Here is a 26,133-nt window from a genome sequence, read left to right as displayed (position 1 = left end):
GAAGTCCTACTGAATCTTTTTGTAAAGAGCCTGAGGACAAGCTGTACCTGCTGCATTTAGTTTGTACAACTGTTGAGCACCATTAGTACACATTTGTGGATTAAAATTATCCGAACAAACAACACTTGTTTCGGCACAAGTGGAAGGAATTCGTCCGTTAACATCAGCGTAAGTGCTGACATTGGTTCTGGAAATGTTGGCTGCAAAAGCCCCTGCTACTGCTAAAACAATAGCTGCAAAAGGCAACGCCTTTTGTACAATACGTGTTTTCATAATATTTAAATTAAAAGTTTTTGATCTACTCTTTTTTACAGGTTTTCGATCGATTTCCTGACACCGCGCAGTATGTTTTTATAGGCCTATTGTATTTCCCATTTTTGATTTAAAATTTGCCGGATGAAACCCTTTATTATACAAACGATACGTAACAATTTTATGACCGATTAATGCAACTACTAAATTATCCACAACCTGAAAATGTTCCATCTTATGTTGCTCTTCATTATTAATATAAAAGCTGAAATCATAACGTTTATGCCTAAAATCATAAACATCAATAATAGAAGCAGTTCGCCACATTTCTTCCGGCTCATACAATCCCATTAAACCAGCATTCACAAAAAGGTAATTCCCATAAGTTGAAGTGCCTTTGTTAACTAATAACGGAGGGGCTGAAAGTTTGCTTTGATTTCTAGAATGAATGTAAGCTACTTTAATACGAGCACGACTAGTCGTATCAATTGTATGTCCTATATAATTCAGCTTTAAATTAGTATCTATGACAAGATATTGATTGCGATAATAGTAGGTATAAATAACTTTCTGAAGTTGTTCGTTATACAAAAGCATCCCGTCTGTATCGAAAAGTCCATCAATTTGTTTTTGCAATAAATGAGGAGCTAATCTTACTTGAATGGTATCACTAATCCTTAAAAGTCCTAAAATAGAATTATGCATTGTACTGCTTACAGCTCGAAAAACAAAAGTTTTCGAATTAATGGGCTCAGATAAAGAAAAATAAGCTTTGCCTTTCATTAATTGTGATGCTTTCCAATCTTTGATACTTCCACTCAAAATAGTTGGGACTGTTCCATCAAAAACATAGAAATAAGGAGGTTTAACCTTTAGAGCAATTCTTCGAAAAGCAATATTTTCATTTTTAAGCTGTATCACGAATCGCTCTTGATGTTGCAAGCTTGTATCTAAAACAAGTATATTTAACGGGGCAGTAATATTACCTAAATATATTTTCCCATCAGCTATTCCCGCTATATAATAAGAATTAAAATGAATATCCTTTTCATGTGTTTTTAATATTGGGTGGTGAGGAAAACGACGAATAAAATTGTTGCGATGATGAATAATATCTTCTGATACTATAAAAAGTAAAATCACAACGGAAATGCTGCAAACAAATACGATTGGAAGAGCTATAAAAATAGGTTTCCATTTTTTGACTTGTGCCGTTATTTCATTTTGCCCTAGTATTAGAATCCCAACTAAAGCTAACAAAACAAAAACAATATTAAAAATAAGATGTTGAGTCCAATTCATCTTTTCAAGAATACCCCCACAGGAACAGGGAACAAAAGAACTGAAATTTAAAATAATGATGATATAAGTAGTAAATAGAATCATCAAACTAAAAGCGGAAAAGAATCCAATAAGTCGATATTTTGGAAAAATCAGAAGTAAGGAAATAAGCAATTCAATAATTGGGACAGCCCATGAAACCCAACTCGCAAAAGCACTTAGTAAGGGTGATTGCCCTAGCTGAACCTGAAAATTCTCAAAATCAAGTAGTTTACTAACTGCTGCGTAAACAAACAATACAGCATACAGCAAGCTAACACCTTTGACAATAATACTTTCTGTGGAGGAAGATAATTTCATATCGCTAAACTTTAAATTTAATCCGATATAAAATTCCAAAAAACAAATAAATAAAGTGAAGCAAATCGGGAGTATAACTTGTCAAAAAAGGAGTTTTTCTACATTATACTTTTTTCCTCTTTATTCTTTTCTCTATTTTCTTTATTCTTTCCTCTTTCCTCCTGCTGTCAAAATTTTCTTTTAATATCCATCGGAGTATACCCAAAATGCTTTTTAAAACCTTTCGAAAAATTAGGATAAGTGTTAAAGCCTGTCATAGTAGCAATACTTTTTAAAGGAATTTTGGTCTGCTGAATTAAAAGATGCGCTTTTTTCAACCGCTCAATGATATAAAATTGGTAGATGCTCGTCCGAAAGAGTTGCTTAAATCCGTATTTTAATTTATTTTCATTCGTACCAAAAATATAAGAGAGTTCCTTAACAGAAGGTAACGGACTATCCAAATGTTCTAAAATATAATCATAAACATTTTGAATTATTAATATATCCGAAGGTCTACTTAAGAAAATCGGTAGATCTTTACTTTCTGGAGTAATCATAGCAGATTTCGAAATAGTTTCTTCTACTACGGTAGTTACGAAACTAATTAAAATTTTTGAGCAGTTCATTAGCCTTGAAATAGTACAATACACAGGAACTAATAATTTATTTTGCGCAATATAAATTAATTGCACTGTAGCATGATAGTCAGGGTCTAACAATATTTCTTCTTCTAAACGATTCCAAAAACACAATGAATCTTCGGATAACAAATTCTTAAATAACGTATCATATAACAAATCAGGAGTTAAGTTTAATAAAACAGAGGCTTCGGAATTATAACTTTTAATGACAAAACACTCATCTAAGATAAAAGTACTTTGAACTAGATTCCTGTAGGAATGATGAGGATTTATAAAACCCGCGTGAAAAACAGACTCCTTCATTTCCTCGGCAACCATATTCATAAGCACAACTAATCCTTCTAGTTCATCATCCTCTTCTGTTCTTTGAATTCGATTACTAAAATTACCTCCTGCCATTTCAAGAAGCATTTGAGACATACTGCGCATACGCTGCAGATTAATTTCTTGATTCATAATGTGTAAATATTAGTCATAAATAAATATCCGCCCACTAGACATACTTTTCCAAAAAAACTAAAGCAGCTGCTTCATCAGTAAAAATCTTAGTCGGAACACTTGGCTTACATATTTTGAGATAAAATGAGATCATACTTAAGGAAACACTTTGGTGCCCTACCAGACTTACTGCCTTGGTAAGAATAGAACCCGATTGCGCCAAATAGTCCCTTGCAGCTTTGTCAGAATCTACAATCCCTCTAATATCACAAAAAATAGGATAAGCCATTTCATTTTGTAACTGAATTCGATCACCAACGATGCGTTGGGCTGCTGTTAAATTAATGACAACATTAGGCTTGTATTTAAAGAAAAGAATCTCGTTATGAATCCAAAATTGAGCAAATTCATTATCCTGAAAAGTATGCATCATTTTTTAAAAAAATTAAATAAAACGCCACAATTTAGCAAAAAAAATATTAAAAATAATACAATTTAAATTAAACACACACAATTTGATACAAATAATCACAAATGTTATCAAATCGGGAGTATCTGTTGTCATAAAAGGATTTTTTTATAATTCATTGAATCTCATTAGCTTTTTATTCAGAGTTTTACGCCACAAATATCAAACTTGTAAGAGATATTCAGGTGGTTATATTTTTAAACAACTAAAACCAAAATAATATGGCAAAAATCAAACACAACAGCTTCATTGACACCGTCGATGAGGTGATCGCTGGAGCAAAAAAAGAAGGCGTACTTCACCTTTATGCTGAAGATCAAATTTTGAATGGACGTACCCTACAGATAAAAGGGCAAAAAATGTTTCATTTTGGCACGACAGGGTATTTGGGGCTAGAACAAGACATCCGGCTCAAAGACGCAGCAATAGCAGCTATTCAAAATTATGGTACACAATTCCCCCTATCCAAAACTTACATTTCCAATCCATTATACAATGAGCTGGAATCAAAAATTGAAACGATGTATGGAATCCCACCTATAATAACTAAAAACAGTACACTAGGTCATTTGGCAGTAATTCCAACAGTGGTAAGAGATGAAGACGGAGTAATTTTAGACCACCAGGTACATTGGAGTGTTCAAAATGCCTGTCAACTATTAAAAATAAGAGGCATCCCGGTAGAAATGATTAGACATAATAATTTGAATATGCTTGAAGATAAAATTAAATACCTCGCTACACGATGCAATAAAATATGGTATATGGCTGATGGGGTATATTCCATGTTTGGCGATTTCGCTCCAATACCTAATTTGATGGAACTGTGTAAAAAATACCCGCAGCTACACCTGTACTTTGATGATGTACATGGCATGAGCTGGAGAGGAAAAAATGGCACTGGGTACGTATTGGATGTTTTAAAAAATTTACCAGACAATGTTTTACTGTTCGGTACTTTGAGCAAAACATTTGGTGCCAGTGGAGCGACTTTACTTTGCACAGATAATCGACTGCGTGAAAAAATTAAAAACTTTGGTGGACCACTTACTTTTTCTGCACAACTGGAACCCGCTTCTGTAGCAGCCGCAATTGCTTCGGCTGACATTCATCTTTCGACCGAAATCACGAGCTTACAGTGCGATTTATCAGAAAAGATAGAATATTTCAAATCATTATTGGAAAAAACCACCCTTCCAATGATTGATCTGAATAACTCACCAGTATTTTTCTTAGGTACCGCTATGCCGTTGACCGCTTATAAAATGGTACAAAGACTCTTTAATGAAGGTTTTTATGTAAATCCCGCAATATACCCCGCAGTACCAATCAAAAACACGGGTATTCGTATTACCCTTTCCCGCCACAATCAAAAAGAAGAAATAAAAGCACTAGTAGAAGCAATGGAATTCCATTTTCCTAAAGCCTTGGAAGAATCAGGTAATAGCCTTCACAAAGTAAAAAAGGCATTTGGCATCCCTGAAACAATGCCTCAAATAGAAAATGAAGAGCCAAAATCTAACTTAATAGTACAGTACGAAACATCCATAAAAAAAATAGACAAGCAAAACTGGAATAACCTTTTAGGAAAACAAAGCACATTCGACTGGGAAGGATTATCTTTTTTGGAAAATGCTTTTTCAAATACAAAGTCCCCTGAAAATAATTGGGAATTTCATTATTATGTAATAAAAGACAAAAATGAAATTCCCATACTAGCAACTTTTTTTACTTATGGACTTTGGAAGGACGATATGCTGGCACCTGAATCGATTTCACTTCAACTAGAAGAAAAAAGAAAACAAAATCCATTATACCTGACTTCAAAAGTCTTGGGAATGGGTTCCTTATTCACAGAAGGCAATCACTGTTACATCAATAAAACACACCCCTTAGCAGAAGAAGCAATAGTACTTTTGCTGGAACAAGTGGAATTAGTATACCATAAATTAGATGCTGACATGCTCGTCTTAAGAGATTTCGAAGAAGACCAACAATTGAATCGTATTTTTCACAATCAAGGCTTCTTAAAAATAAGCATGCCGGAAACCTGCATTATACAAAATAGTAAATGGAATAGTACCGAAGAATTTTCGGCGACCCTTTCCTCCCGCTCCAGAAAGCATTTCTTTAAAGAGATAGTACCTTTTGAACAAGCTTTCGATATTGTAATAAAAGATCAATTATCAGATGAAGAATTAGAACAAGCATATTATCTGTATCAGAATGTAAAAAATAACAATCATGCTATAAATACATTTACCTATCCAATAGACGTATTTAAAAAAATGGAGAGTAATCGGCAATGGGAATTTATATTGTTATATCTCAAAAATAAAGAAAAAGAAGAAATCACAAACCCATTAATCGGAATTCTATTTTGTTATAAAAACACAGAACATACCTATGTTCCTGCTTTAATAGGAATGGACTATTCCTATGCAAAAGAATTCCAACTCTACCGACAACTACTTTTTCAGGCAATCAAACGAGCTCGGTACTTAAACTTAAGTAAAATCGATTTTGGGGTATCCGCCACTTTCGAGAAAAGAAAACTGGGAGCCACGATAATTCCAAAAGTAGCCTATATTCAAGCCCGAGATAATTTTTCCATGGAATTAATGGGTACAATTCAAAACGAAGATAAAACACATTCAAAAACTAAATAAAATTTGAGTTTTTCAACTTATTGCAAAACAACTAAAAAACAAAAATCAATCCAATTTTCCCCTCCTCTTTTTCTCACTCCCCTCCTTCGGAGGGGCTGGGGAAAGGATAAACCAAAAACCTATGCTAAAAATTACTGTAGAAGAGTTTGATGAAAAACTTAAATTGATAATTAATTCTGACGAAAATCATCTTAAAAAAGCAACTGATGGTATTCATTTATGTAACAAAACACTAGCTGACATGAAAGAGAAAGTCGAGCAAAACGATTTTGAAACGACACCTGACGAGATTGATTTTTTTAAAAATATCAAACCCCTTCCAATGAGTTACCTTATCTATTTTACAGAACTGCGTTCTTGCGAACTCCGCAAACCTAAAGCAGGCACGTCCTATCAAATAGAATTTTTCGAAAAGGAAATGCGAAAAATCAATAAGTTCTTTTCTCGCAATCTGGACTTTGTTAATTATATGGAGCAAGGATACACCTATATTGATCATCAATTTTTCACAAGAAACCCAGGTAATAGTTTTCCTTTCACTCCAATGACGGATTATTACCAATACCCCGAATTTTCCTCTTCACATGACATGCTCTGGGCGAAAATAAAGGCAATGTACCGTTTCATTCATTACATCCGCGAAGCAATGCAAAAACTCAATGCTGGAAACTCAATGCTATTTGACGAAAAAAAACACAAAGTACTGCTTTGGACAGCACCCAAAACAGCACTAACAGAATTAATCTATGCTTTATACTCTAATGGGGCGTTGAACCATGGGGGAGCCGATATAAATACTATTGCGGCTTCTTTTGAAGATTTTTTCAATATTAAAATAGATAATATATATAAAACCTATTCAGAGATTAAGGACCGTAAAAGTAGCAAAACAAAATTCCTGGAAGAACTGATGATGAACCTGCAACAAAAAATCCACAAAGAAGACGAATTTTAAAAATCGGTATCCAATCGGTAGTACGAAAAATACACTAGAGAAATACAGCCCTAGAATTGATTGTTACACCTTACGTAATGGGACTTCGAGTATTTCTAAACTTTATAAATAGTATTCGTTTCCATGTCATATCGAGAGCAATCGAGATATTAATGCCCCAGTACATTGGGGCATTTTTCATTATAAAAAGTGCAACTGGAAATAATAAACTTTAACAGCTAAAAAAAAGAACAGCTAGAAGATACCAATACCCCCCAAAACAGGCTTTAAATAATATTGAAATGTTAAATTTCTTCGGTACTACGAAGCGTATGGGGATAGAAAGCAAATAAAAGCAGTCAATTTTGTATCACTAAAAAACATAATAGATACAAAATCAAATTACTTTCAAATGGCAGCAACAATTATCACAGTCGAAGATCTTAGAGACTTCAAAATTGATTTATTAGAGGAAATCAAAAAAATATTTCAATCGCAAACTACTACGCAAACCAAAAAGTGGCTAAAATCCACAGAAGTACGTAAACTACTAAACATTTCTCCCGGAACCCTCCAAAACCTCCGCATCAACGGAACACTTGCCTATACCAAAATCGGTGGCACTATCTATTACGCCAATCAAGACATTGACAAAGTACTGGAAAGCAACAAAGTAAACTCAATTCCCAATTTATTTAAATAATTCATCAATCAATAATCCAGACCCAGAGATCTTAATTCCTAATACTTCAATCTTAGTACTTCTCAAAAAATGAACTACATCAAACACCTCACTGGTTTTTTCAATAAAATCAGTTATGAAACCAACCTAAATCCAACCCACATTTCGCTCTATTTAGCACTTTTCCAATGTTGGAACGTGAATAGGTTTAAGAACCCAACAGGCATATCGCGGGAAGAGATTATGAAAGCCAGCAAGATCAATTCAAAAGCGACCTATCACAAGTGCATGAAAGAGTTGGAGCTCTTAGGATTTATGGTATACAACCCAACATTTAACCCCCATTCCTGTTCCAACATCATTATGACAAATTTCTCTGAAGAAGTAAAAACAAACTCAAAATTAGCTATACCAACCCATTCAAAAAATGAACCCGTTCACAATTTGACCAAAACAAAAAATGAACAAGTCATTGAACAGGTAAATGAACAGGTATATATATATAATAAAAAACAAACATCTAAAAACATTTTAAACAATATAAAAATAGATATAAAAAAAAATTCAATAAATCAACTTGTTCAAAATTTGAATCCATTAATAAATCCTAAAGAAAAAAAGGAGAAAGAAAAAAGTTGCGTGAAAAAAGAAAAACCGATTGAACTCGATTTAATTTTTGACACTATCACTGAAAATCAAACCGAAAACAGTTTGCACAAAATTGTCACTTCGAGCGAAGTCGAGAAGCCTTCACTCGAAATGATACTGGAATACTTCTCTTTCAAGGAAAGTTCCTTAACGGAAGCCAACAAGTTTTTCAACTACTACTCTAGCATCGGTTGGCTCGTAGGCGGAAAAACAAAAATGAAAGATTGGAAAGCAGCAGCACGAAACTGGATGCTCAACACTGCTAAGTTTGCTGTAAATGCTCCACAATCCGATTACAATTCCCAACCAAAACCGATGCACCTGCACACGGCAACACAAAAAAACTATGACGAACCATTGTAAATCATCCGTCCGTGAAACCTTCGTCATACATAAAGGTTTCAAAGTATATAATTTTCAAAAATGTCTACTATACCTCGAAAACGAAGGAAAAACGACCTACGGAAATTCATTTCAAATTAGCGAAGCGGATTATCCTACCATCTACAAATTGTTGATTTATATGATTCAAGACGAGAAAACAGCCTTAAAACTAAAAATCGATCTGTCAAAAGGTATTCTGGTCTCTGGAGCAATTGGTTGCGGAAAAACGTCGCTAATGCATCTAATACGACCTTTTGCATATCAAAGCTCCGACTATAAAATCAAAACATGCAGGGAAGTCTCCTTTGAATTTGCCAAAAATGGCTTTGAGGCCATCAATTGCTACACGTTAAAGCAAGTCAATCAATCGCGACTAACGGGTTATTGCTTTGACGATTTGGGTGCTGAACAGCAAATCAAGCACTTCGGTAACGACTGCAACGTCATGGCTGAGGTACTGATCAGCCGCTACGAACAGTTTGTCGAAAACAAATCTGTCACGCACATTACCACTAATCTTTCCGCCTCCGAAATCGAAAACAACTACGGCAACCGCCTCCGCTCCAGAATGAGAGCCATGTTTAACCTAATCACATTCGATAAAAACACCACAGACAAAAGATAAATTCATTGCGAGGATCGAAGCAATGGCATCACTTTGAGTAAAAATTGGTATCGAAAACCAACTTTAAACTTTTCAAATCTTAAACTTTAAACTTTTTCATCATGAGAAAAATCAACACCTTCTGGAACTGGTTCCAAGACAACAATCAAACCATCAAAAACCTTATCAACGAAACCCCTTTAAACCAAAAACACATCAGTTTTTGGATAAGCAAAAACCTCAGCTACTATTGCAAGGAAATTGACTTTCTGATTGTTTTTCCAAAAAAGGGTAATACAAAATCCGAACTCATTATAACCGCCAATGGTAACCCTGATTATTTCAGCCCAGTAATTAATTTAGTCGATAATGCTCCACAATTAAGAAACTGGAAATTCACCGCCTTCATCCAGCCAACCGAAAGAATTGAGGAAATTATGAATGATCTTGATAAACCTTATATTTTCCAGGATATTATTTTAAAAACAAGTGACCTCAAATTTTTAGCTCTGGATTATGATGATGAAAAATCAAAACTGGATCTCATTGTATATCTAAACAATTACACTTTACATTGCAGCAATAAAACTTTGGAACAAGCAATTTTTATTATTACAGATGTATTAGAACATTATTCAATGAAGAAAAACGTTAATTTTGTTCAATTGGCACAAACGGATGACAATGAAGACGGAATAGTATATTTGTATGATTCTCAATTGTATAGTTATGATTTAAATTTGTTGAAAAAAGCAAAAAAATAACTAATTTTCATTTCTAATTTTTCACTTTTGCAATTGATGAATACCGTAAGATTAATAATTTTTGTACCGCTTTCCACGAACAAATTGACACAAGGATTTGGCCTTACTATATTAAATCTTAAGCAAATCAAAATAGATAAATCTAAAATTTATAAATTTTATTATTACTTTTACAATCTTGAAACTTACAAACGCCATATTATCAATTATTATTCTGATTCTTTCCTGTATGCCTTGCGCAGATATGGAAACAGTAACTTCATATAATAAAGCAACAATTAGTATGCAGTCAAGCCAACATCAAGATAAAGATGCTTGCTCACCTTTATGTATTTGTAGCTGCTGTGGTTGCCAAGGCTTCGATTACAATTCAATTTATGTATATAATCTCTTTTCTGTCAAAACAATAATTGACAAAAAAGTACCAGAATACAAATCAATTTTCACTTCCAATTTCTTCGGAAGTATTTGGCAACCGCCACAAATTAATGTTTAATTTTTTTTTTATTAATGATTAAATGAATAGCGATTAATGACTTGTACATTAATCGAACTAGTCTTTTTCATTAATTACTTTACCGTATTTGATAAATTCAAATGCTGTGATTTATAAATCAATATTAAACATTAATCCTTTACAATAGTGTTAGACAAAATCATCCATTTTAGTATAAATAATAAATTCATCATTGGTTTGATGACTTTATTCCTCATTATTTGGGGAGTTTGGAGTGCATCCAAATTGCCCATCGATGCAGTACCAGATATTACAAACAATCAGGTACAAATCATTACGCTTTGCCCTACTTTGGCAGGACAAGAAGTAGAACAGTTAGTAACGTTTCCAATAGAACAAAGTATTGCAAATCTTCCTGATTTAGAAGAAACCAGAAGTATTTCCCGTTTTGGTTTATCGGTAATCACAGTAGTTTTTGATGATGATGTCAATATTTATTTTGCACGACAACTCATTAGTGAACGACTAAAAGGAGCTGTTAGCCAAATACCTCAAGGCATCGGAACACCTGAATTAGGTCCGGTAAGCACAGGGCTTGGCGAAATATATCAATACATTCTACACCCAAAAAAAGGTAGCGAAAAGAAATACTCCGCTATGGATTTGCGTACCATGCAAGACTGGATAGTAGCGAGACAACTCCTAGGAACTCCGGGAATTGCCGAAATAAATAGTTTTGGTGGCAAACTAAAACAATATGAAGTTGCCGTTAACCCTAATCGTTTAAGGGCAATGGGGGTAACGATTCCCGAAATTTTTACGGCTTTAGAAAAAAATAATCAAAATACAGGTGGGGCTTATATTGACAAAAAACCAACAGCCTATTTTATTCGTGGCGTAGGTCTAGTTACTTCCTTGGAAGACGTAGAAAATATTGTTGTTAAAAGTAATCCAAACAGCGTCCCTATTTTCATAAAAGATGTTGCAGAAGTGAAATTTGGTAGTGCTGTTCGCTATGGAGCAATGACCTATAACGGAAAAGTGGATGCCGTAGGTGGTATTGTGATGATGCTTAAAGGAGCTAATAGTAATGAAGTAGTACAAAGGGTAAAAGACAAAATGGCAATCATTCAAAAATCATTACCTGATGATGTCATCGTTGAACCGTTTATAGATAGAAGTACTTTTGTAAACCGCGCCATTTCTACAGTAGAAAAGAACCTAGTTGAAGGTGCCTTAATTGTGATTTTTGTATTGGTTTTGTTTCTCGGAAACCTTCGAGCTGGACTGATTGTAGCTTCTGCTATACCGCTTTCAATGTTATTTGCATTGGGATTGATGAAAGTTTTTGGAGTAAGTGCAAACTTAATGAGTTTGGGCGCAATTGATTTCGGCTTAATTGTAGATGGAGCCGTAATTATTGTGGAAGCCTCTCTGTATTTCCTGGAACACAATAAAAGCAAAACGAAACTCACTCAAATCCAAATGGATGTTGCGGTTGAAAACAGTGCTAAAAAAATGATGAGTAGCGCTGCCTTTGGTCAAATCATCATTATGATAGTGTACTTTCCTATCCTGTCTTTAGTAGGTATTGAAGGAAAGATGTTTGGTCCGATGGCAAAAACGGTTTCCTTTGCAATTATTGGTGCAATGATACTTTCATTAACCTACATCCCTATGATGAGTGCCTTGTTTTTGCCGAAACAGATCAGCCATAAAAAGACATTTTCAGATAAAATGATGGATTTCTTGTACAGTAAATACCAACCTCTTTTAGAGAAATTTATTGCTATAAAATACAAAGTCGTTAGTATTACTGTCGCTTTGTTATTGGTCACACTTTTTATTTTCAGCAAAATGGGAGGTGAATTTATTCCCACATTAGCCGAAGGAGATTATGCATTTGAATTTAAAATGCCGATTGAAACCTCTTTATCCCAAAGTATCGAAACCTCGATGCAAGGCGCAAGAATTGTAAAACAATTCGATGAAGTAAAAATTGTAGTTGGTAAAACTGGCGCTGGAGAAGTACCTACAGATCCAATGCCACCCGGAGCGACTGATATGATGATAATTCTGAAACCGCAAGACGAATGGAAATCAGGCAGATCCTATGATGAATTGGGTGACGCTATTGAAGAAAAATTAAGCGTGATTCCAGGGGTTTTTATCGAAAAAAGTCAACCTATTCAAATGCGTTTCAATGAATTAATGACAGGAATTAAACAAGATGTTGCGATAAAGATATTTGGAGAAAACTTGGATAGTCTCTCCGTATATGCACAAAAAGTAAAAAGTGTAATCACAAACGTACAAGGCGTTTCTGCTCCTCAAGTAGAACAAGTAGATGGATTACCTCAAATCAATATTGAATACGACCGCTTACGTATTGCAAATTATGGTTTAAATATTGAGGATATCAACAGTATCGTGAGTACCGCCTTTGCGGGAAAAGCAGCAGGGGTAGTTTATGAAGACGAACGAAAATTTGATCTAGTGGTACGATTAGATAGCGCCTCAAGAAGAAGTATCGATGATGTAAGTAATCTATTGATACCAATAGCTAATGGAAGCCAGATTCCTTTATCACAAGTGGCGAAAGTGGATTTTAAATTGGGTCCGGCACAAATAAGCCGAGAAGAAGGGAAACGTAGAATTGTTGTTGGTTTTAATGTACAGGATAGAGATGTAAAAAGTATCGTACATGAAATTCAAGGCAAATTAGCTACAGAAGTAAAATTGCCTTCGGGCTATTATTTTACCTATGGAGGAACATTTGAAAATTTACAAAAAGCATCCAATCGTTTGATGATCGCTGTACCAGTATCGCTACTGCTAATTTTTATGCTTTTGTATTTTACTTTCAATTCAATGAAACAAGCCAGTTTAATCTTTACTGCAATTCCAATGAGTGCTATAGGAGGCGTATTTGCATTACTTCTTCGTGGAATGCCTTTTAGTATTTCGGCCGGAATTGGTTTTATTGCTTTGTTTGGAGTAGCCGTATTAAACGGAATTGTACTGGTCGGCACATTCAACCAACTCGAAAAAGAAGGGTGGGATGATGTTATAAAACGAGTTATCGAAGGAACAAAAATACGATTGCGACCTGTCTTGATGACGGCTACCGTAGCTTCGTTGGGGTTTTTACCAATGGCATTATCACATAGTGCAGGTGCCGAAGTACAAAAACCATTAGCAACTGTCGTAATTGGAGGATTACTTTCAGCTACGTTTTTAACCTTATTTGTATTGCCTTTGCTTTACATTATATTCAACACAAAAATGAATTTAAAAAGAAAACCAAAAGTGAAATCAATTGTAACTATTTTAGTTATTGGATTGTTTCTTTCATTTACTAATGGTCAAGCACAATCACGAAAATCCATTGATGAAGTTTTGAATCTAGGTCTAAAAGATAATTTACAATACAGTATCAACCAGTCGCAAATCTCAAAAAATCAGCTATTGATAAAAGGAAACAAGGAATTTCCTAAAACAGGCATTTTTGTAGAAAATGAAGATTTGCGTCCTTCGGATAAAATAGGCGTTTGGAAAATTGGTTTGCAACAAAGTTTCTTTTTGCCACAAGTAAATCAAGCCAAGAAAAACTTTTATCGAGAACAAACCAAATATTATGAATTCAACAAAGAAGTAATCGATGCAGAATTGAAAAAAAACATTCGTTCTGTATATTATCAAATGTGGTATTTACAAGATAAAGCCGCTTTATACCAGCGATTAGACACTATTTATATTGGACTGTTAAAAACGACTATTGTAAAAGTAAAGACAGGAGAGAGTGCCGGTATCGAAAAAATTTCGGCCAATGTAAAATTAAATGAAATTGAAACCAACATCACGCAACTTCAAAAAGAAATAGTAGTGCAGCAGCAGCTTTTAATGCAATTACTCAATAGTACAGAAGCCATTTTGCCACTTTCTAATTCGTTGGAAAAACTAGACTATGGATTACCAAACACATCCGAAACCCATCCGAATCTTCTTTTATTACAGCAAAATGTAGTGATTGCCAATAGTGAAATTGCAATCCAAAAAAGCAATCGCTTGCCAGAGTTTTCTGGTCGGGTTTTTTCACAAAAACTCTATGGCGTAGATGACCCTTTAAGTGGTTTTTCTTTTGGAACTTCATTTCCGATTTTTGGTACTGGAGCCAATAAAAATAAAATAAGAGCGGCTAAAACCGAAAAAGAAGTACAAGAACAAAAGTTGCAATATCAAACGCAAATTCTAAAATCTTCTTTAATGCAACACCAGACTGAAGTAGAAAAAAGCATTTCGGGTTTACAATTTTACGAAACTTCGGGTTTACAACAAGCTGATGAAATTATAAAAGCCGCTGATCAGTCCTATCGTGCAGGAGAAATAAGTTACGCTGATTTTTCATTATATTTAAGCCAAGCAATAGAAATACGAAAAAATTATTTAGACAATCTAAATGCGTACAACCAAGCCATTATTGATTACAATTATTTCACAAATAAATAAAATAAAAAAAAATGAAATCTTTAAAAACATATAAGAATTATCTTTTGTTAATTGCCTCTTGTCTCGTTCTAATTTCTTGCGGCAAAACTGAAACTAAACCTCAAGAAGAACAAAAAGCAACAACGGAAGAAGCCGCCCCTTCAATTGCCTCGCTCACTGCCGAGCAAATTAAAACGGTGGGTATACAATACGGAACAATTGAACAAAAACAATTAACAGCTACACTCCAAGCCAATGGGGCATTGCGAGTGCCTAACAATAACAAAGCCAATGCAACTTCGTTGTATGGTGGCGTTATAAAAACCATAAATGTACAATTAGGTGATTATGTAAAAAAAGGACAACTAATCGCTACAATCGCTAATCCACAATTTATACAATTACAAGAAGAATATTTAAGCACTTCCAGTAAAATAATCTTTGCCGAACAAGAAGTAGTACGACAAAAAGAGCTTAACGAAGGAAATGCAGGAGCATTAAAAAATTACCAGAGTGCTAATGCGGAACTAAAATCAATGCGAACTCGCAGAGCCTCTTTACAACAACAAATCCAATTAATGGGAATCAATCCTAATAATTTAAATAATAGTAATTTACGTTCGTCATTATCCGTAACAAGTCCAATAAGTGGCACAATTAGTAATGTGTTTTCTAAAATTGGAAGTTATGTTGATGTCTCTTCACCAGTTGCCGAAATTGTAGATAACTCACAATTGCATTTGGATTTAAATGTGTTTGAAAAAGATTTACCAATGCTAAAAGTAGGCCAAATTATTCATTTTAGAATTACCAATAATTCGGGACAAGACTACAACGCTAAGGTATATTCAATAGGTGCAGCATTTGAGAATGACAGCAAAAGTATTCCTGTACACGCCACCGTTCAAGGCAATAAATCAGGATTAATAGACGGAATGAACATAACGGCCATTGTAAGTCTAAATGATGTTACAACAACTGCAATTCCAAACGAGGCTATAGTCAGTACAGATGGCAAAGACTATATTTTTGTTGTTACTAACAAACAGGCAGCAGAGGAAAAACCCGAAGATGTTGAAGTAAAAAAGGAAAACGAAGCGAAAAATGTCAACTTTGAAAAAATTGAAGTTGCAAAAGGTGTTTCCAATATGGGTTACACGGCTATAACATTAGTAAAAGACATACCTGCAAATGCAAAGATTGTGACCAAAGGTGCCTTTTTTGTAAATGCAAAATTGACTAATAAAGGAGAAGAATAAACTTTAATCACTCTAAAAATGGAACATAATCACAAATATGATGCAAACGGCAAGCAGCTTTGTTGCACACTTGAAGAAAAAATAAATCGTAAAACAAATAATCAAGCGGGATGTTGCACCGTTGACTATAAATCTGAACATGCTGATGATGATGGACACGACCATTCAGGAGACGACCGCACTACATTTCAAATGTTCTTGCCTGCAATCATAAGTTTTATATTTTTAATTGTTGCAATAGGTTTAGACAACTATTTTACACCAACCTGGTTTGTTGGTTACGTAAGCTTATCCTGGTACTTAATAGCCTACTTATTAGTAGGTTACCCAGTACTGAAAGAAGCGTATGAAAGTATCCGGAAAGGAGAAATATTTTCAGAGTTTTTTCTAATGGGAATTGCTACCATTGGAGCTTTTGCCATTGGCGAATATGCAGAAGGTGTTGCAGTAATGTTATTTTATGCTATTGGCGAAATTTTTCAAACATTGGCAGTTCAAAGAGCTAAAAAGAACATCAAATCGCTGTTAGATCAAAGACCCGACACAGCAACGGTAATGGAAGGGGAAAATACAATTTCTAAAAAAGCATCAGAAATTACTATTGGAGAAATTATCCAATTAAGACCTGGTGAAAAACTAGCTTTAGACGGAAAATTACTTTCAGACAATGCGTCATTAAATACAGCAGCTTTAACAGGAGAAAGTAAACCGGATACCAAACAAAAAGGAGAAATTGTACTTGCAGGTATGATTAATCTGAACAAAGTTGTACTCGTCGAAGTTACCACAGCATACACAGACAGCAAATTGTCCCAAATATTACAAATGGTTCAGGATGCTACGGCTAAAAAAGCACCAACCGAATTATTCATTAGAAAATTCGCCAAAATATATACGCCAATAGTTGTAGTATTGGCAATCGGAATTTGTTTACTCCCAATGCTATTTGTCGAAAACTATAATTTCAACGATTGGTTGTACAGGGCATTAATTTTCTTAGTTATCTCCTGTCCTTGTGCATTGGTTATTTCCATTCCATTAGGTTATTTTGGTGGTATTGGAGCAGCAAGCAAAAACGGAATTTTGTTCAAAGGATCCAATTTTCTTGATATAATGGCAACTATTAAAGTAGTCGTTATGGACAAAACAGGAACATTGACCAAGGGCGTTTTTAAAGTTCAAAAAGTAGTAGCAGTAGGTATTTCTGAAGATGATTTAGTAAAATATACAGCAGCACTCGAAACCAAATCTACCCATCCGGTCGGAACTGCCATTATCGAATATGCCAAAGGGTCAGAAAAAAATACAACCGTTACTGATGTAGAAGAAATTGCAGGACACGGACTTAAAGGAAAAGTGGATGGAAACGAAATCTTGGCAGGAAATATAAAACTGATGAAGAAATTCAACATTAGTTATGATACCGAAATCGAAAATACGCCATTTACAATAATCGTTATAGCAATCAATCAAAAATATGCGGGATACTTTTTAATTGCCGATGAAATTAAAGAAGATGCTAAAGAAGCTATCGAAAGTTTACACAAGTTAAATATCAAAACTGTAATGCTTTCAGGCGATAAACAAGCCGTTGTTGATGCTGTTGCCAAAGAATTAAATATTGATCAAGCCTATGGCGATTTGTTGCCCGAAAACAAAGTTGAAAAAGTTGAAGGACTAATATCCCAAAACCTAAAAATAGCCTTTGTAGGCGATGGTGTTAATGATGCCCCTGTCGTTGCCCTTGCCGATGCCGGAATTGCAATGGGTGGCTTAGGAAGTGATGCCACTATCGAAACTGCTGACATCGTTATTCAAAACGACCAGCCTACAAAGATTTTTACAGCCATAAATATCGGTAAAAAAACCAAACAAATCGTGTATCAAAACATTGGTTTAGCGTTTGCCGTAAAAGCAATTGTTTTGGTACTTGGTGCTAGTGGTTTAGCTACTATGTGGGAAGCCGTTTTTGCTGATGTTGGAGTGGCTTTATTGGCTATTTTAAACGCTGTAAGAATACAGCGAATGAAGTTTTAAATTAAGTTAGTTATTTAATTCAAAAAAGGATGTTTGTTGTAAATACAAGCATCCTTTTTTTGAATAAACGCATAGCATAACTCTGTTAAGAACTCATTCCAGACGTCCTACTTTATCCTAAAATAAATTCTTACATTAGTAAGCTAACAAAAGCGTTACCAATGTCATTATTTCAGCCCTCCGTACTCAAAAAATATTTGAGTCAACAAGATACTGCTCTAGTCCAGAAAGCCTATAAAAAATACACTAGGTATTTTCACAACGCTGTTATTCAAGAAAACATTCGAAACAGTAAGGAAGAGCAATTCCAGGAAGGATTTTTACGCGAATTGTTTGTGGATATTTTGGGTTATACACTCAATCCAGCACCAAGCTTCAACCTGACAACGGAACTTAAAAACATAAAGGGAGCCAAAAAAGTGGACGGCGCCATCCTCAAAGACGGAAATGCCCTAGCAGTAATTGAACTTAAGGGAACCAACACCAAAGACCTCGAAAGCATCCGCCAACAAGCCTTTGATTACAAAGCCAACCAAACAGGCTGTATCTATGTCATTACCTCCAATTTCGAGAAGTTGAGGTTCTACATCAACAATGCCGTAGACTATGAAGAATTCAACTTATTTACCCTAACCCACGCCGCATTTGAAATCTTCTACCTCTGTCTGGCCAAAGAAAATATCTTGGCTAACAGACCACTCAGCATAAAAGAAGCTTCAGTAGTAGAAGAAGAAAATATTACTAAAAAATTCTATGGGGATTATTCCGTATTCAAACGCGAATTGTACCGGGATTTAGTCAAACAAAATCGATCTAACATCTTACTTAATGATTTACCCGAAAAGACTACTAAACTGATTCTTTTCCAAAAATCACAAAAATTGATTGACCGTTTTCTGTTTATCCTCTTTGCAGAAGACCGAGGATTATTGGCTCCAAACTCCATCAATACCGTGCTAAAAGAATGGAAAGCTTTGGCTGATTTGGATGTCGAAATGCCACTTTACGATCGCTACAAACAATACTTTGGCTATCTCGATACAGGTCGAAAAGGCACCGACAAGAAAGAAGAAATCTTTGCTTATAACGGTGGACTCTTCCAACCCGATGCGATTCTCGATGCCGTGATCATAGACAATGAACTACTCTACCGCCATACCTTAAAACTTTCTACTTATGATTTCGAAAGTCAGGTAGATGTCAACATTCTGGGGCACATTTTCGAACATTCACTTAATGAAATCGAAAGTGTAAATGCCGAAATTGAAGGAACCGATTTTGACAAACAAAAAACCAAACGCAAGAAAGACGGTGTTTTCTACACCCCGAAATACATTACCAAATACATAGTCGACAACACCATTGGTAAACTTTGTACTGAGAAAAAACAAGAACTAGGAATAATTGACGAAGAATACGCCAAAGGCCGCAAGAACCGTCAAACCACCACCATCATAAAACTGGACAACCAACTCAAGGATTACCGAGAATGGCTATTGGAACTCACTATCTGTGACCCAGCTTGTGGCTCGGGAGCTTTCCTGAACCAAGCCTTAGATTTCTTGATCAAGGAACACGCCTACCTAGACGAACTCAACAAACAACTCTTTGGAGGTTTCTTTGTCTTTCCCGATATCGAAAACCAAATCCTGGAACACAACATCTATGGGGTCGACCTCAACGAAGAAAGCATAGAAATTGCAAAACTCTCTTTGTGGTTGCGTACTGCCCAACCCAAACGAAAACTCACGAGCTTAAACAACAACATTAAATGCGGTAACTCGCTTATTGACAGCAAAGCCATTGCGGGTGAAAAAGCTTTCAACTGGAAGGAACAATTCCCAGAAGTATTTGCCAAAGGAGGTTTTGATGTGATTATTGGGAATCCGCCTTATGGTGATTACTTTAATTCAACCGAAAAAACATATTTACTTAAAAAATTCGAAGCCTCATTTTCGGGGACATTTGATATGTACATTATGTTTTTTGAAGTAGCTTTAAACTTAATTAAGTCAGAAGGAAAACTATGTTATATAACACCTAATACGTTTATAGATTACGCTCAATTTTCAAGCTTAAGAAAGCTGCTCTTAAAAGGAAATAATATAGAACAGTTAATTAGTCTTACAAATGTTTTTGAAGATGCAATTGTAGATACTGCAATCATTATTTTAACAAAATTTAAAGCCCAAGATGAAAACTTTAGAGGAATAAATATAAAAGAGAAAATAACATCTTTAGAGAGTTCAATTATACCTTTATTAAGTTCCGAAAACTTAAGTTCAAATGGATTCATTTTAAAATCAACTGGGAATTTTGATATTAAAAAGCTTATAAAAAATTGTCCTCATAAATTAAGTGATATTTTAAAAATAACTCAAGGAATAACAACTGGAGGAAATGATTTTTTTATTGGAAAGAAAAACTATTTTATTGAAAATGGAATACCAGAAACTATTTTTAAAAAAGTATTAAAAGGGAAATCAATACACAGAAATAAAATTCTTTTTGATGACGACTATATCTTATACTCTACAAAAAAGACTGACCTAGACACTCAAAATAAGATATCGGTATTATTAGAACAATTTAAAAATAAGTTGTCTGAAAAAAGAGAAACTGCACAAGGCAATTTGCCTTGGTATTGTCTACATTGGGCAAGAGATGAAAGAGACTTTAATGAGCCAAAAATATTAATTAGACAAACTGCAAGTCATATAATAGGAGTTTTTGATAATGATAATTATTACTCACTTGACACTTTACACACTTTAAATTTAAAAATTGAAGCAAATGATAAAGTTGCTACTTTGAAATTTTTACTTGGGATTTTAAATTCAAAATTATTTAAATATTTATACTCTTGGAAGTTAGACGAAGGAGGTAAAGTTTATCCTCAAGTTAAAAAAATAAATATTGAATGGCTTCCAATTCCAATATTAATTAATGAAAATTTGATTTCAACAAATATTGATAAATTATTAGAAATAAACTTAAAAGAAGAACAATCTAGAGTTAAGTTTTTAAGTTTTCTTAATTCAAAATTCAATATTTTAAATTTAAATTCAAAAAAACTTGAAAACTGGAGCGAATTATCATTTGCTGATTTCATCACAGAACTCAACAAAGCGATTAAAACAGCTGGACAAACTCCCCTCACGAAAAAAGACGAGTTTGAATGGCTGGATCTATTTGAAGAAAACAAAACCAAAGCCCAAAACCTCAAATCACAAATAGAAACAACCGAAAAAGCTATTGATAAAATGGTGTATGAGTTGTATGGTTTGAGTGAGGAAGAGATAGAGATTGTGGAAAGTAATTAAGTATAGTAAACCATGGATTGGCAAGACTACAAAGTTAGAAATACAAATATTGAAGGAGCTAGAGCTGCATTTGAGAAAGATTGTGCTACACTTTTTAATACTATTTATCCAAACAAAAATGTAAAAACTGTAAAAGTTTCACAAGGAGATGGTGGTATTGATGTTTTTATTGGTGAGATTGGCATCGAACCTATTATAGTAATTCAATGTAAATTCTTTCTGGAGGAGTTTGGCAATTCACAACAACAGCAAATTAGAGAATCATTCAAAACAGCAATTATATCGAGTGATTATGAAATGAAAGAATGGATTCTTTGTATTCCAAGAATTCTTGATTTAAAACAAAGCATATGGTGGAGTAATTGGGTAGATAAAACAAAATTAACTTATTCTTTAGATCATGAATTTATTAATTTAAAGGACGGTAATGATTTAATCGATTTATTTAAAGAACATAAACTTTTCAATCAAGTATTTAAATTAGAAGACTCTTTAAAATTAGATACAATTGATAAAAAAATTGATGATATCAGCAATAAAGCTTTTAATATAATTTCCTTTGAAGATGCTAAAATTGAATTGGAAAAAGCAAATTTTTATCTTGAAAGCGCACCGCATTTTTTTGGAGAAAATATTGAAACGCACATTGAAAGAGAAGAAACCCCAAAAATTTATAATTGGATAAAAAATGTTTTAAAAGTTAATGAAAAAAATGTTTTTATACTAGAGGGCGAAAAAGGATATGGAAAAACAGTTGTTCTAAAAGACTTATTATTAAAACTTAAAAAAGATGAAATAGATGTTTTGGGAATAAAAGCAGACAAATACTTTGCTGCTGATAGAATTGAGTTAGAAAAAAAGATATTTCAAAAAGAAAATATTTCAATAGAAGCTATAGCAAAACTATATAATGATAAAAATAAAAATTTAGTCATTATTGTTGACCAACTAGATGCCCTTTCTCAATCTCTTTCTTCAAACAGGGAATATATTCAAACTTATAATAGATTAATTGCTGATCTATCATATCATAAAAACATAAGAATAATTATATCTACTAGAAGTTATGATTTAAATTATGATGCAGAGTTAAGCATATATAAATCAGACAAATATTCAAAAGTTAAAATAACATCAATTTCGAAAGAAAAAGTCAAAGAGGTTTTATCAAAGTATGGAATTAATAATACTTCTGAAGAGCTTTTAGAGTTATTGACTGTCCCTAATCATCTGGATATATTTTGCAAATTACCTAATAAGCAAAAATTAAATCTTGATTCATTAACTTCCTTGAAGGATTTATATGATTCGCTATGGAAACAATTAATATCTAGTAAACAGGGATTAGATTTAAAATCAATTTTATATAAGATTGCTGATAAAATGTATGAAGATCAGCAAATCACAATTAAGAATATATTTGACAATGAAAATTTCCAGGAAATTAATTATTTAAAGAGCAATCATTTACTTGTCGAAAATAATGATGAATTGCAATTCTTCCATCAAACATTTTATGATTATACGTTTTCCAGACAATTTGTAGAAAACAGAAAATCTTTAGAAAAATACATTCAAGAAAATAATCAAAGCTTGTATGTAAGATCAACTGTAAAAATGGTTGTCGAATATTACAGAGAATTTAATCCCAAAGAATATTCTAATACAATAAGCAAATTAATAAAATCTTCAAGATATAGATTCCATATAAAGACATTAGTAATTACAAGTTTAGGAGAGGTAAACAATCCTTCTGAAGAGGAGAAAATGATTGTTTCAAAACTAATTTTAACCAATTTTAAATATACCGAAATTTTTATTAGTTCAATTTTCTCAAAAGGATGGCTAGCGTTTATACTCAATAAAAATATACCATTAACATATTTCACTTATGAGAAAAAATGGAAAAACAATCTCCATGAAAACTTAATAACCAAAAAAATTATTAACCCTGAAAATGCTCCAAAATACAATTATGCAAAACAAAAGGACATCAGATTAAATTTAATTTTGCGACTTTATATAAATAATACACATAAAGGCTTAGATATCATTATGGATTATTTTGATAAAGTTCCTGATTTTTCTGAAAAACAATATTTTATAAATAGATTTCTAACGAATGTTGAAGAATGGGAAAACAGCAAATTACTTAAGCTATTTGACACTTATTTTCCTTTTAGTCAATCTGATAAAAAGAAAGATGATTTCTGGCATTATCAGATTTTAGAAAAGATTTTCAAAAAACATCCAGAGTATGTTTTTGAAAAGCTTAAGCCAATTATTTTAAAATGCTTCGACGAAAATTCTTTTACAATTAACTTCAGTCATGACCAAGTAAGCTTGTTTGAAAAGATGAATGAATTGAATCCTGATGAAACTTTCATCTTCTTCTTTATGATATTTGATGAAATTATTGAGGATACTAAGTATACCGGTAGCCACGATGAAATTAATAGCCCCTTATATGAAAGTTCTAAATTTTCAGAATTATTTGAAAGTGATATTAAGGAAAATGCCGATGATTTTATAGAGAATTTATTAACTGAATATATCAAATCTAAAGCAAGGGATAAGAAATATTTAAAAGCTTTTTTTAAAGAAAATTCAAAATCAAATTCTGTATCGCATCTTAAAATTTTGATTTTGGGATTATCCGAAATCCCATTATTATATAAAAATGAAATCCTTGAACTTATTAATATTATATATGTAAAAAATGGATTTAATGGAATTGATGATAAATTTCAGTTATATCTAAGAAATCTTATTAGCAAAAGTTTTTATATCTATTCTGCAGAAGATAAAATTAAAATTTCTCAAATTCTATTATCGATAAAACACCCCGCTGATTTTTATTTCTATACCGATGCAAACAATAAAAGAAAACCTGCACTTAGTTTTTATGGTAAAAAAAAATATTTATTTATTGATGCTTTGCCAAAAGAAGAAGTTTATGATATTCCAATATTAAAAAAAGCACATCAAGAATTAGAAAGGAAGTTTGGCGAAGTTAATGAAAAACAGTTAGATGGAAGTAATGTTAGTTGGAGTTGTATTGGGCCTCCTCTTTCTAGTAAAGCTTACAAGAAAATGAACAATGCAGATTGGAAAAATAGTATTTTAGTATTTGGGGATGATTATCAAAAAGATAGATTTAGTGGCAACTCAAAAGGGGGGAAATTAGAGCATTCTAGGTCTTTTGAAGAAGAGGTAAGTAATGATGCCGATAGGTTTTATCCATTAATTATCGAATTATTTGAAACTGAAAATATATCAATAGATTATTTATTTTCAGGTATATCTGGTTTAATAAAGGCAAAATATGATGTTTTAAAAGTAAAGAAATTTTATTTAAAACTCATAAATGGAAATCTTAACCAAACTAACACTCTTTATTCTGTTTGGAATGTGGATTATTTCATTGGGAATAAGGCTGTCGATTTAGAAATATTAAATTATTTAGCTAATTTGGCTTTAAATCATCCAAATCCAGAAAAGCCTCTTAATCCGAATGATCCTTTACACGATAGTTTAAATTCTGTTAGAGGTGCTGCCATCCATAAACTAATAAAGTGTTCCTACAATCCGGGGTTTAAGGAAATCATTTTCAGTACAGCTGAACAAGTAATAAATGACCCGCAGCTTTCAGTAAGGGTGGCAGTTTTATTTGAATTGGCTTATTTGAATCACTTAGATTTAGATAGAACTTTTAAAATTTTCATCAAATTAACAGATACTGATGACCTAACGCTTTTAAAAAATTCTTTTCTGGCGGCCAGTTATTTAAAGAATGAATTTTATCAGGAAATGAAACCGTTATTCAATAAAATTATTGATAATGAAGAATTACATAATAATGGTAGTGTTTTAATTGTTCATAGCTGGCTCCTAGGCTATGATAAGAAGAAAGAATATTATAATAGATTAATTTCGAAAAGCAAAACTGCCAGATTAAAGTCAATACATATTGCTGAAAAAAATTTATTTAAAGATGGTATATTAGACAATAAATGTATCGAAATATTATTTCAATTTCTTGATGAAAAAGAAGATGATTTTGCTAGTTCATATTCAGGTTTAATACTTCGAAAGTTTAATTCTTCAAACTTTAACGTTTTATTTTCTTTTATGAAAGTTTATGCAAAATCTGATCTGTTCCGGAAAGATCCCAGATATTTTTTACAATATCTATTGAAGAATACAAAAGACTACCCTATTGAATGTTTAGAATTAGTAAAAAGCATGAAATTTAACAGGGTTCCAAACATTCAAAATAGAGGACATTATGATACCGAACCGGTTCAATTGGTACTTTCTATTTATAGTAGTTTAAATAATAATTTTAAAGACAATAAGAAACAGATTGAGCAAGTATTAGTTATTTTTGACGAAATGCTTAAACTCGAACATTTAAGATTGTCGTCGAACAAAGCAATTGATTCTTTAAAATAATAAAAA

Annotated in this window: 16 protein-coding genes; 12 read left to right on the top strand and 4 right to left on the bottom strand. The window is 33.1% G+C overall.

What is annotated here, in order from left to right:
- Window positions 1–6 precede the first annotated feature (6 nt).
- From AB3G33_RS10630 to AB3G33_RS10615, 4 genes are all read right to left on the bottom strand, one after another.
- A complete protein-coding gene (locus AB3G33_RS10630; protein ID WP_074722541.1) occupies window positions 7–273 on the bottom strand; it encodes a DUF6520 family protein in 267 nt (88 codons plus the stop codon).
- A gap of 78 nt (window positions 274–351) precedes the next feature.
- Window positions 352–1,893, bottom strand: a complete 1,542-nt coding sequence (locus AB3G33_RS10625) for a MauE/DoxX family redox-associated membrane protein (RefSeq protein WP_367769151.1) — start codon at window positions 1,891–1,893, stop codon at window positions 352–354.
- Window positions 1,894–2,060: 167 nt separating this feature from the next.
- On the bottom strand, window positions 2,061–2,972 hold the full coding sequence (locus AB3G33_RS10620) for a helix-turn-helix domain-containing protein (protein WP_367769149.1): 912 nt from the start codon (window positions 2,970–2,972) through the stop codon (window positions 2,061–2,063).
- 37 nt (window positions 2,973–3,009) lie between these two features.
- Window positions 3,010–3,387: a hypothetical protein gene (locus AB3G33_RS10615; protein WP_367769146.1), complete on the bottom strand. Its 378-nt coding sequence runs from the start codon at window positions 3,385–3,387 to the stop codon at window positions 3,010–3,012.
- Window positions 3,388–3,644: 257 nt separating this feature from the next.
- Between AB3G33_RS10615 and AB3G33_RS10610 the strand changes: the two genes are divergently transcribed.
- From AB3G33_RS10610 to AB3G33_RS10555, 12 genes are all read left to right on the top strand, one after another.
- On the top strand, window positions 3,645–6,092 hold the full coding sequence (locus AB3G33_RS10610) for an aminotransferase class I/II-fold pyridoxal phosphate-dependent enzyme (RefSeq protein ID WP_367769144.1): 2,448 nt from the start codon (window positions 3,645–3,647) through the stop codon (window positions 6,090–6,092).
- Window positions 6,093–6,213: 121 nt separating this feature from the next.
- On the top strand, window positions 6,214–7,047 hold the full coding sequence (locus AB3G33_RS10605) for an RteC domain-containing protein (protein ID WP_367769142.1): 834 nt from the start codon (window positions 6,214–6,216) through the stop codon (window positions 7,045–7,047).
- Between the two features lie 391 nt (window positions 7,048–7,438).
- A complete protein-coding gene (locus AB3G33_RS10600) occupies window positions 7,439–7,729 on the top strand; it encodes a helix-turn-helix domain-containing protein (RefSeq protein ID WP_367769139.1) in 291 nt (96 codons plus the stop codon).
- A gap of 69 nt (window positions 7,730–7,798) precedes the next feature.
- The gene (locus AB3G33_RS10595) at window positions 7,799–8,719 is read left to right on the top strand and encodes a transcriptional regulator (RefSeq protein WP_367769136.1); all 921 of its coding nucleotides are present in this window, start codon (window positions 7,799–7,801) and stop codon (window positions 8,717–8,719) included.
- Between the two features lie 160 nt (window positions 8,720–8,879).
- Window positions 8,880–9,365, top strand: a complete 486-nt coding sequence (locus AB3G33_RS10590; protein ID WP_367769134.1) for an ATPase — start codon at window positions 8,880–8,882, stop codon at window positions 9,363–9,365.
- Between the two features lie 101 nt (window positions 9,366–9,466).
- Window positions 9,467–10,108, top strand: a complete 642-nt coding sequence (locus tag AB3G33_RS10585) for a hypothetical protein (protein ID WP_367769131.1) — start codon at window positions 9,467–9,469, stop codon at window positions 10,106–10,108.
- A gap of 229 nt (window positions 10,109–10,337) precedes the next feature.
- On the top strand, window positions 10,338–10,604 hold the full coding sequence (locus AB3G33_RS10580) for a hypothetical protein (protein ID WP_367769129.1): 267 nt from the start codon (window positions 10,338–10,340) through the stop codon (window positions 10,602–10,604).
- 147 nt (window positions 10,605–10,751) lie between these two features.
- Window positions 10,752–15,074, top strand: coding sequence for a CusA/CzcA family heavy metal efflux RND transporter (locus AB3G33_RS10575; protein WP_367769126.1), 4,323 nt, complete (start codon window positions 10,752–10,754; stop codon window positions 15,072–15,074).
- Between the two features lie 11 nt (window positions 15,075–15,085).
- Window positions 15,086–16,312, top strand: coding sequence for an efflux RND transporter periplasmic adaptor subunit (locus AB3G33_RS10570; protein WP_367769123.1), 1,227 nt, complete (start codon window positions 15,086–15,088; stop codon window positions 16,310–16,312).
- 18 nt (window positions 16,313–16,330) lie between these two features.
- Entirely contained in the window at window positions 16,331–18,349 is a 2,019-nt protein-coding gene (locus tag AB3G33_RS10565; RefSeq protein WP_367769121.1) for a heavy metal translocating P-type ATPase, read from the top strand.
- 161 nt (window positions 18,350–18,510) lie between these two features.
- The gene (locus AB3G33_RS10560; protein ID WP_367769118.1) at window positions 18,511–21,672 is read left to right on the top strand and encodes a TaqI-like C-terminal specificity domain-containing protein; all 3,162 of its coding nucleotides are present in this window, start codon (window positions 18,511–18,513) and stop codon (window positions 21,670–21,672) included.
- A 12-nt stretch (window positions 21,673–21,684) separates the two neighbouring features.
- Window positions 21,685–26,127: an NACHT domain-containing NTPase gene (locus AB3G33_RS10555; RefSeq protein WP_367769115.1), complete on the top strand. Its 4,443-nt coding sequence runs from the start codon at window positions 21,685–21,687 to the stop codon at window positions 26,125–26,127.
- The last annotated feature ends 6 nt before the right edge of the window (window positions 26,128–26,133 follow it).

This window comes from Flavobacterium sp. WC2421 (assembly GCF_040822115.1).
Taxonomy (GTDB): Bacteria; Bacteroidota; Bacteroidia; order Flavobacteriales; family Flavobacteriaceae; genus Flavobacterium.
Note: the sequence above shows the minus strand (reverse complement) of the source record. Positions and strands in the feature narration are given on the sequence as shown.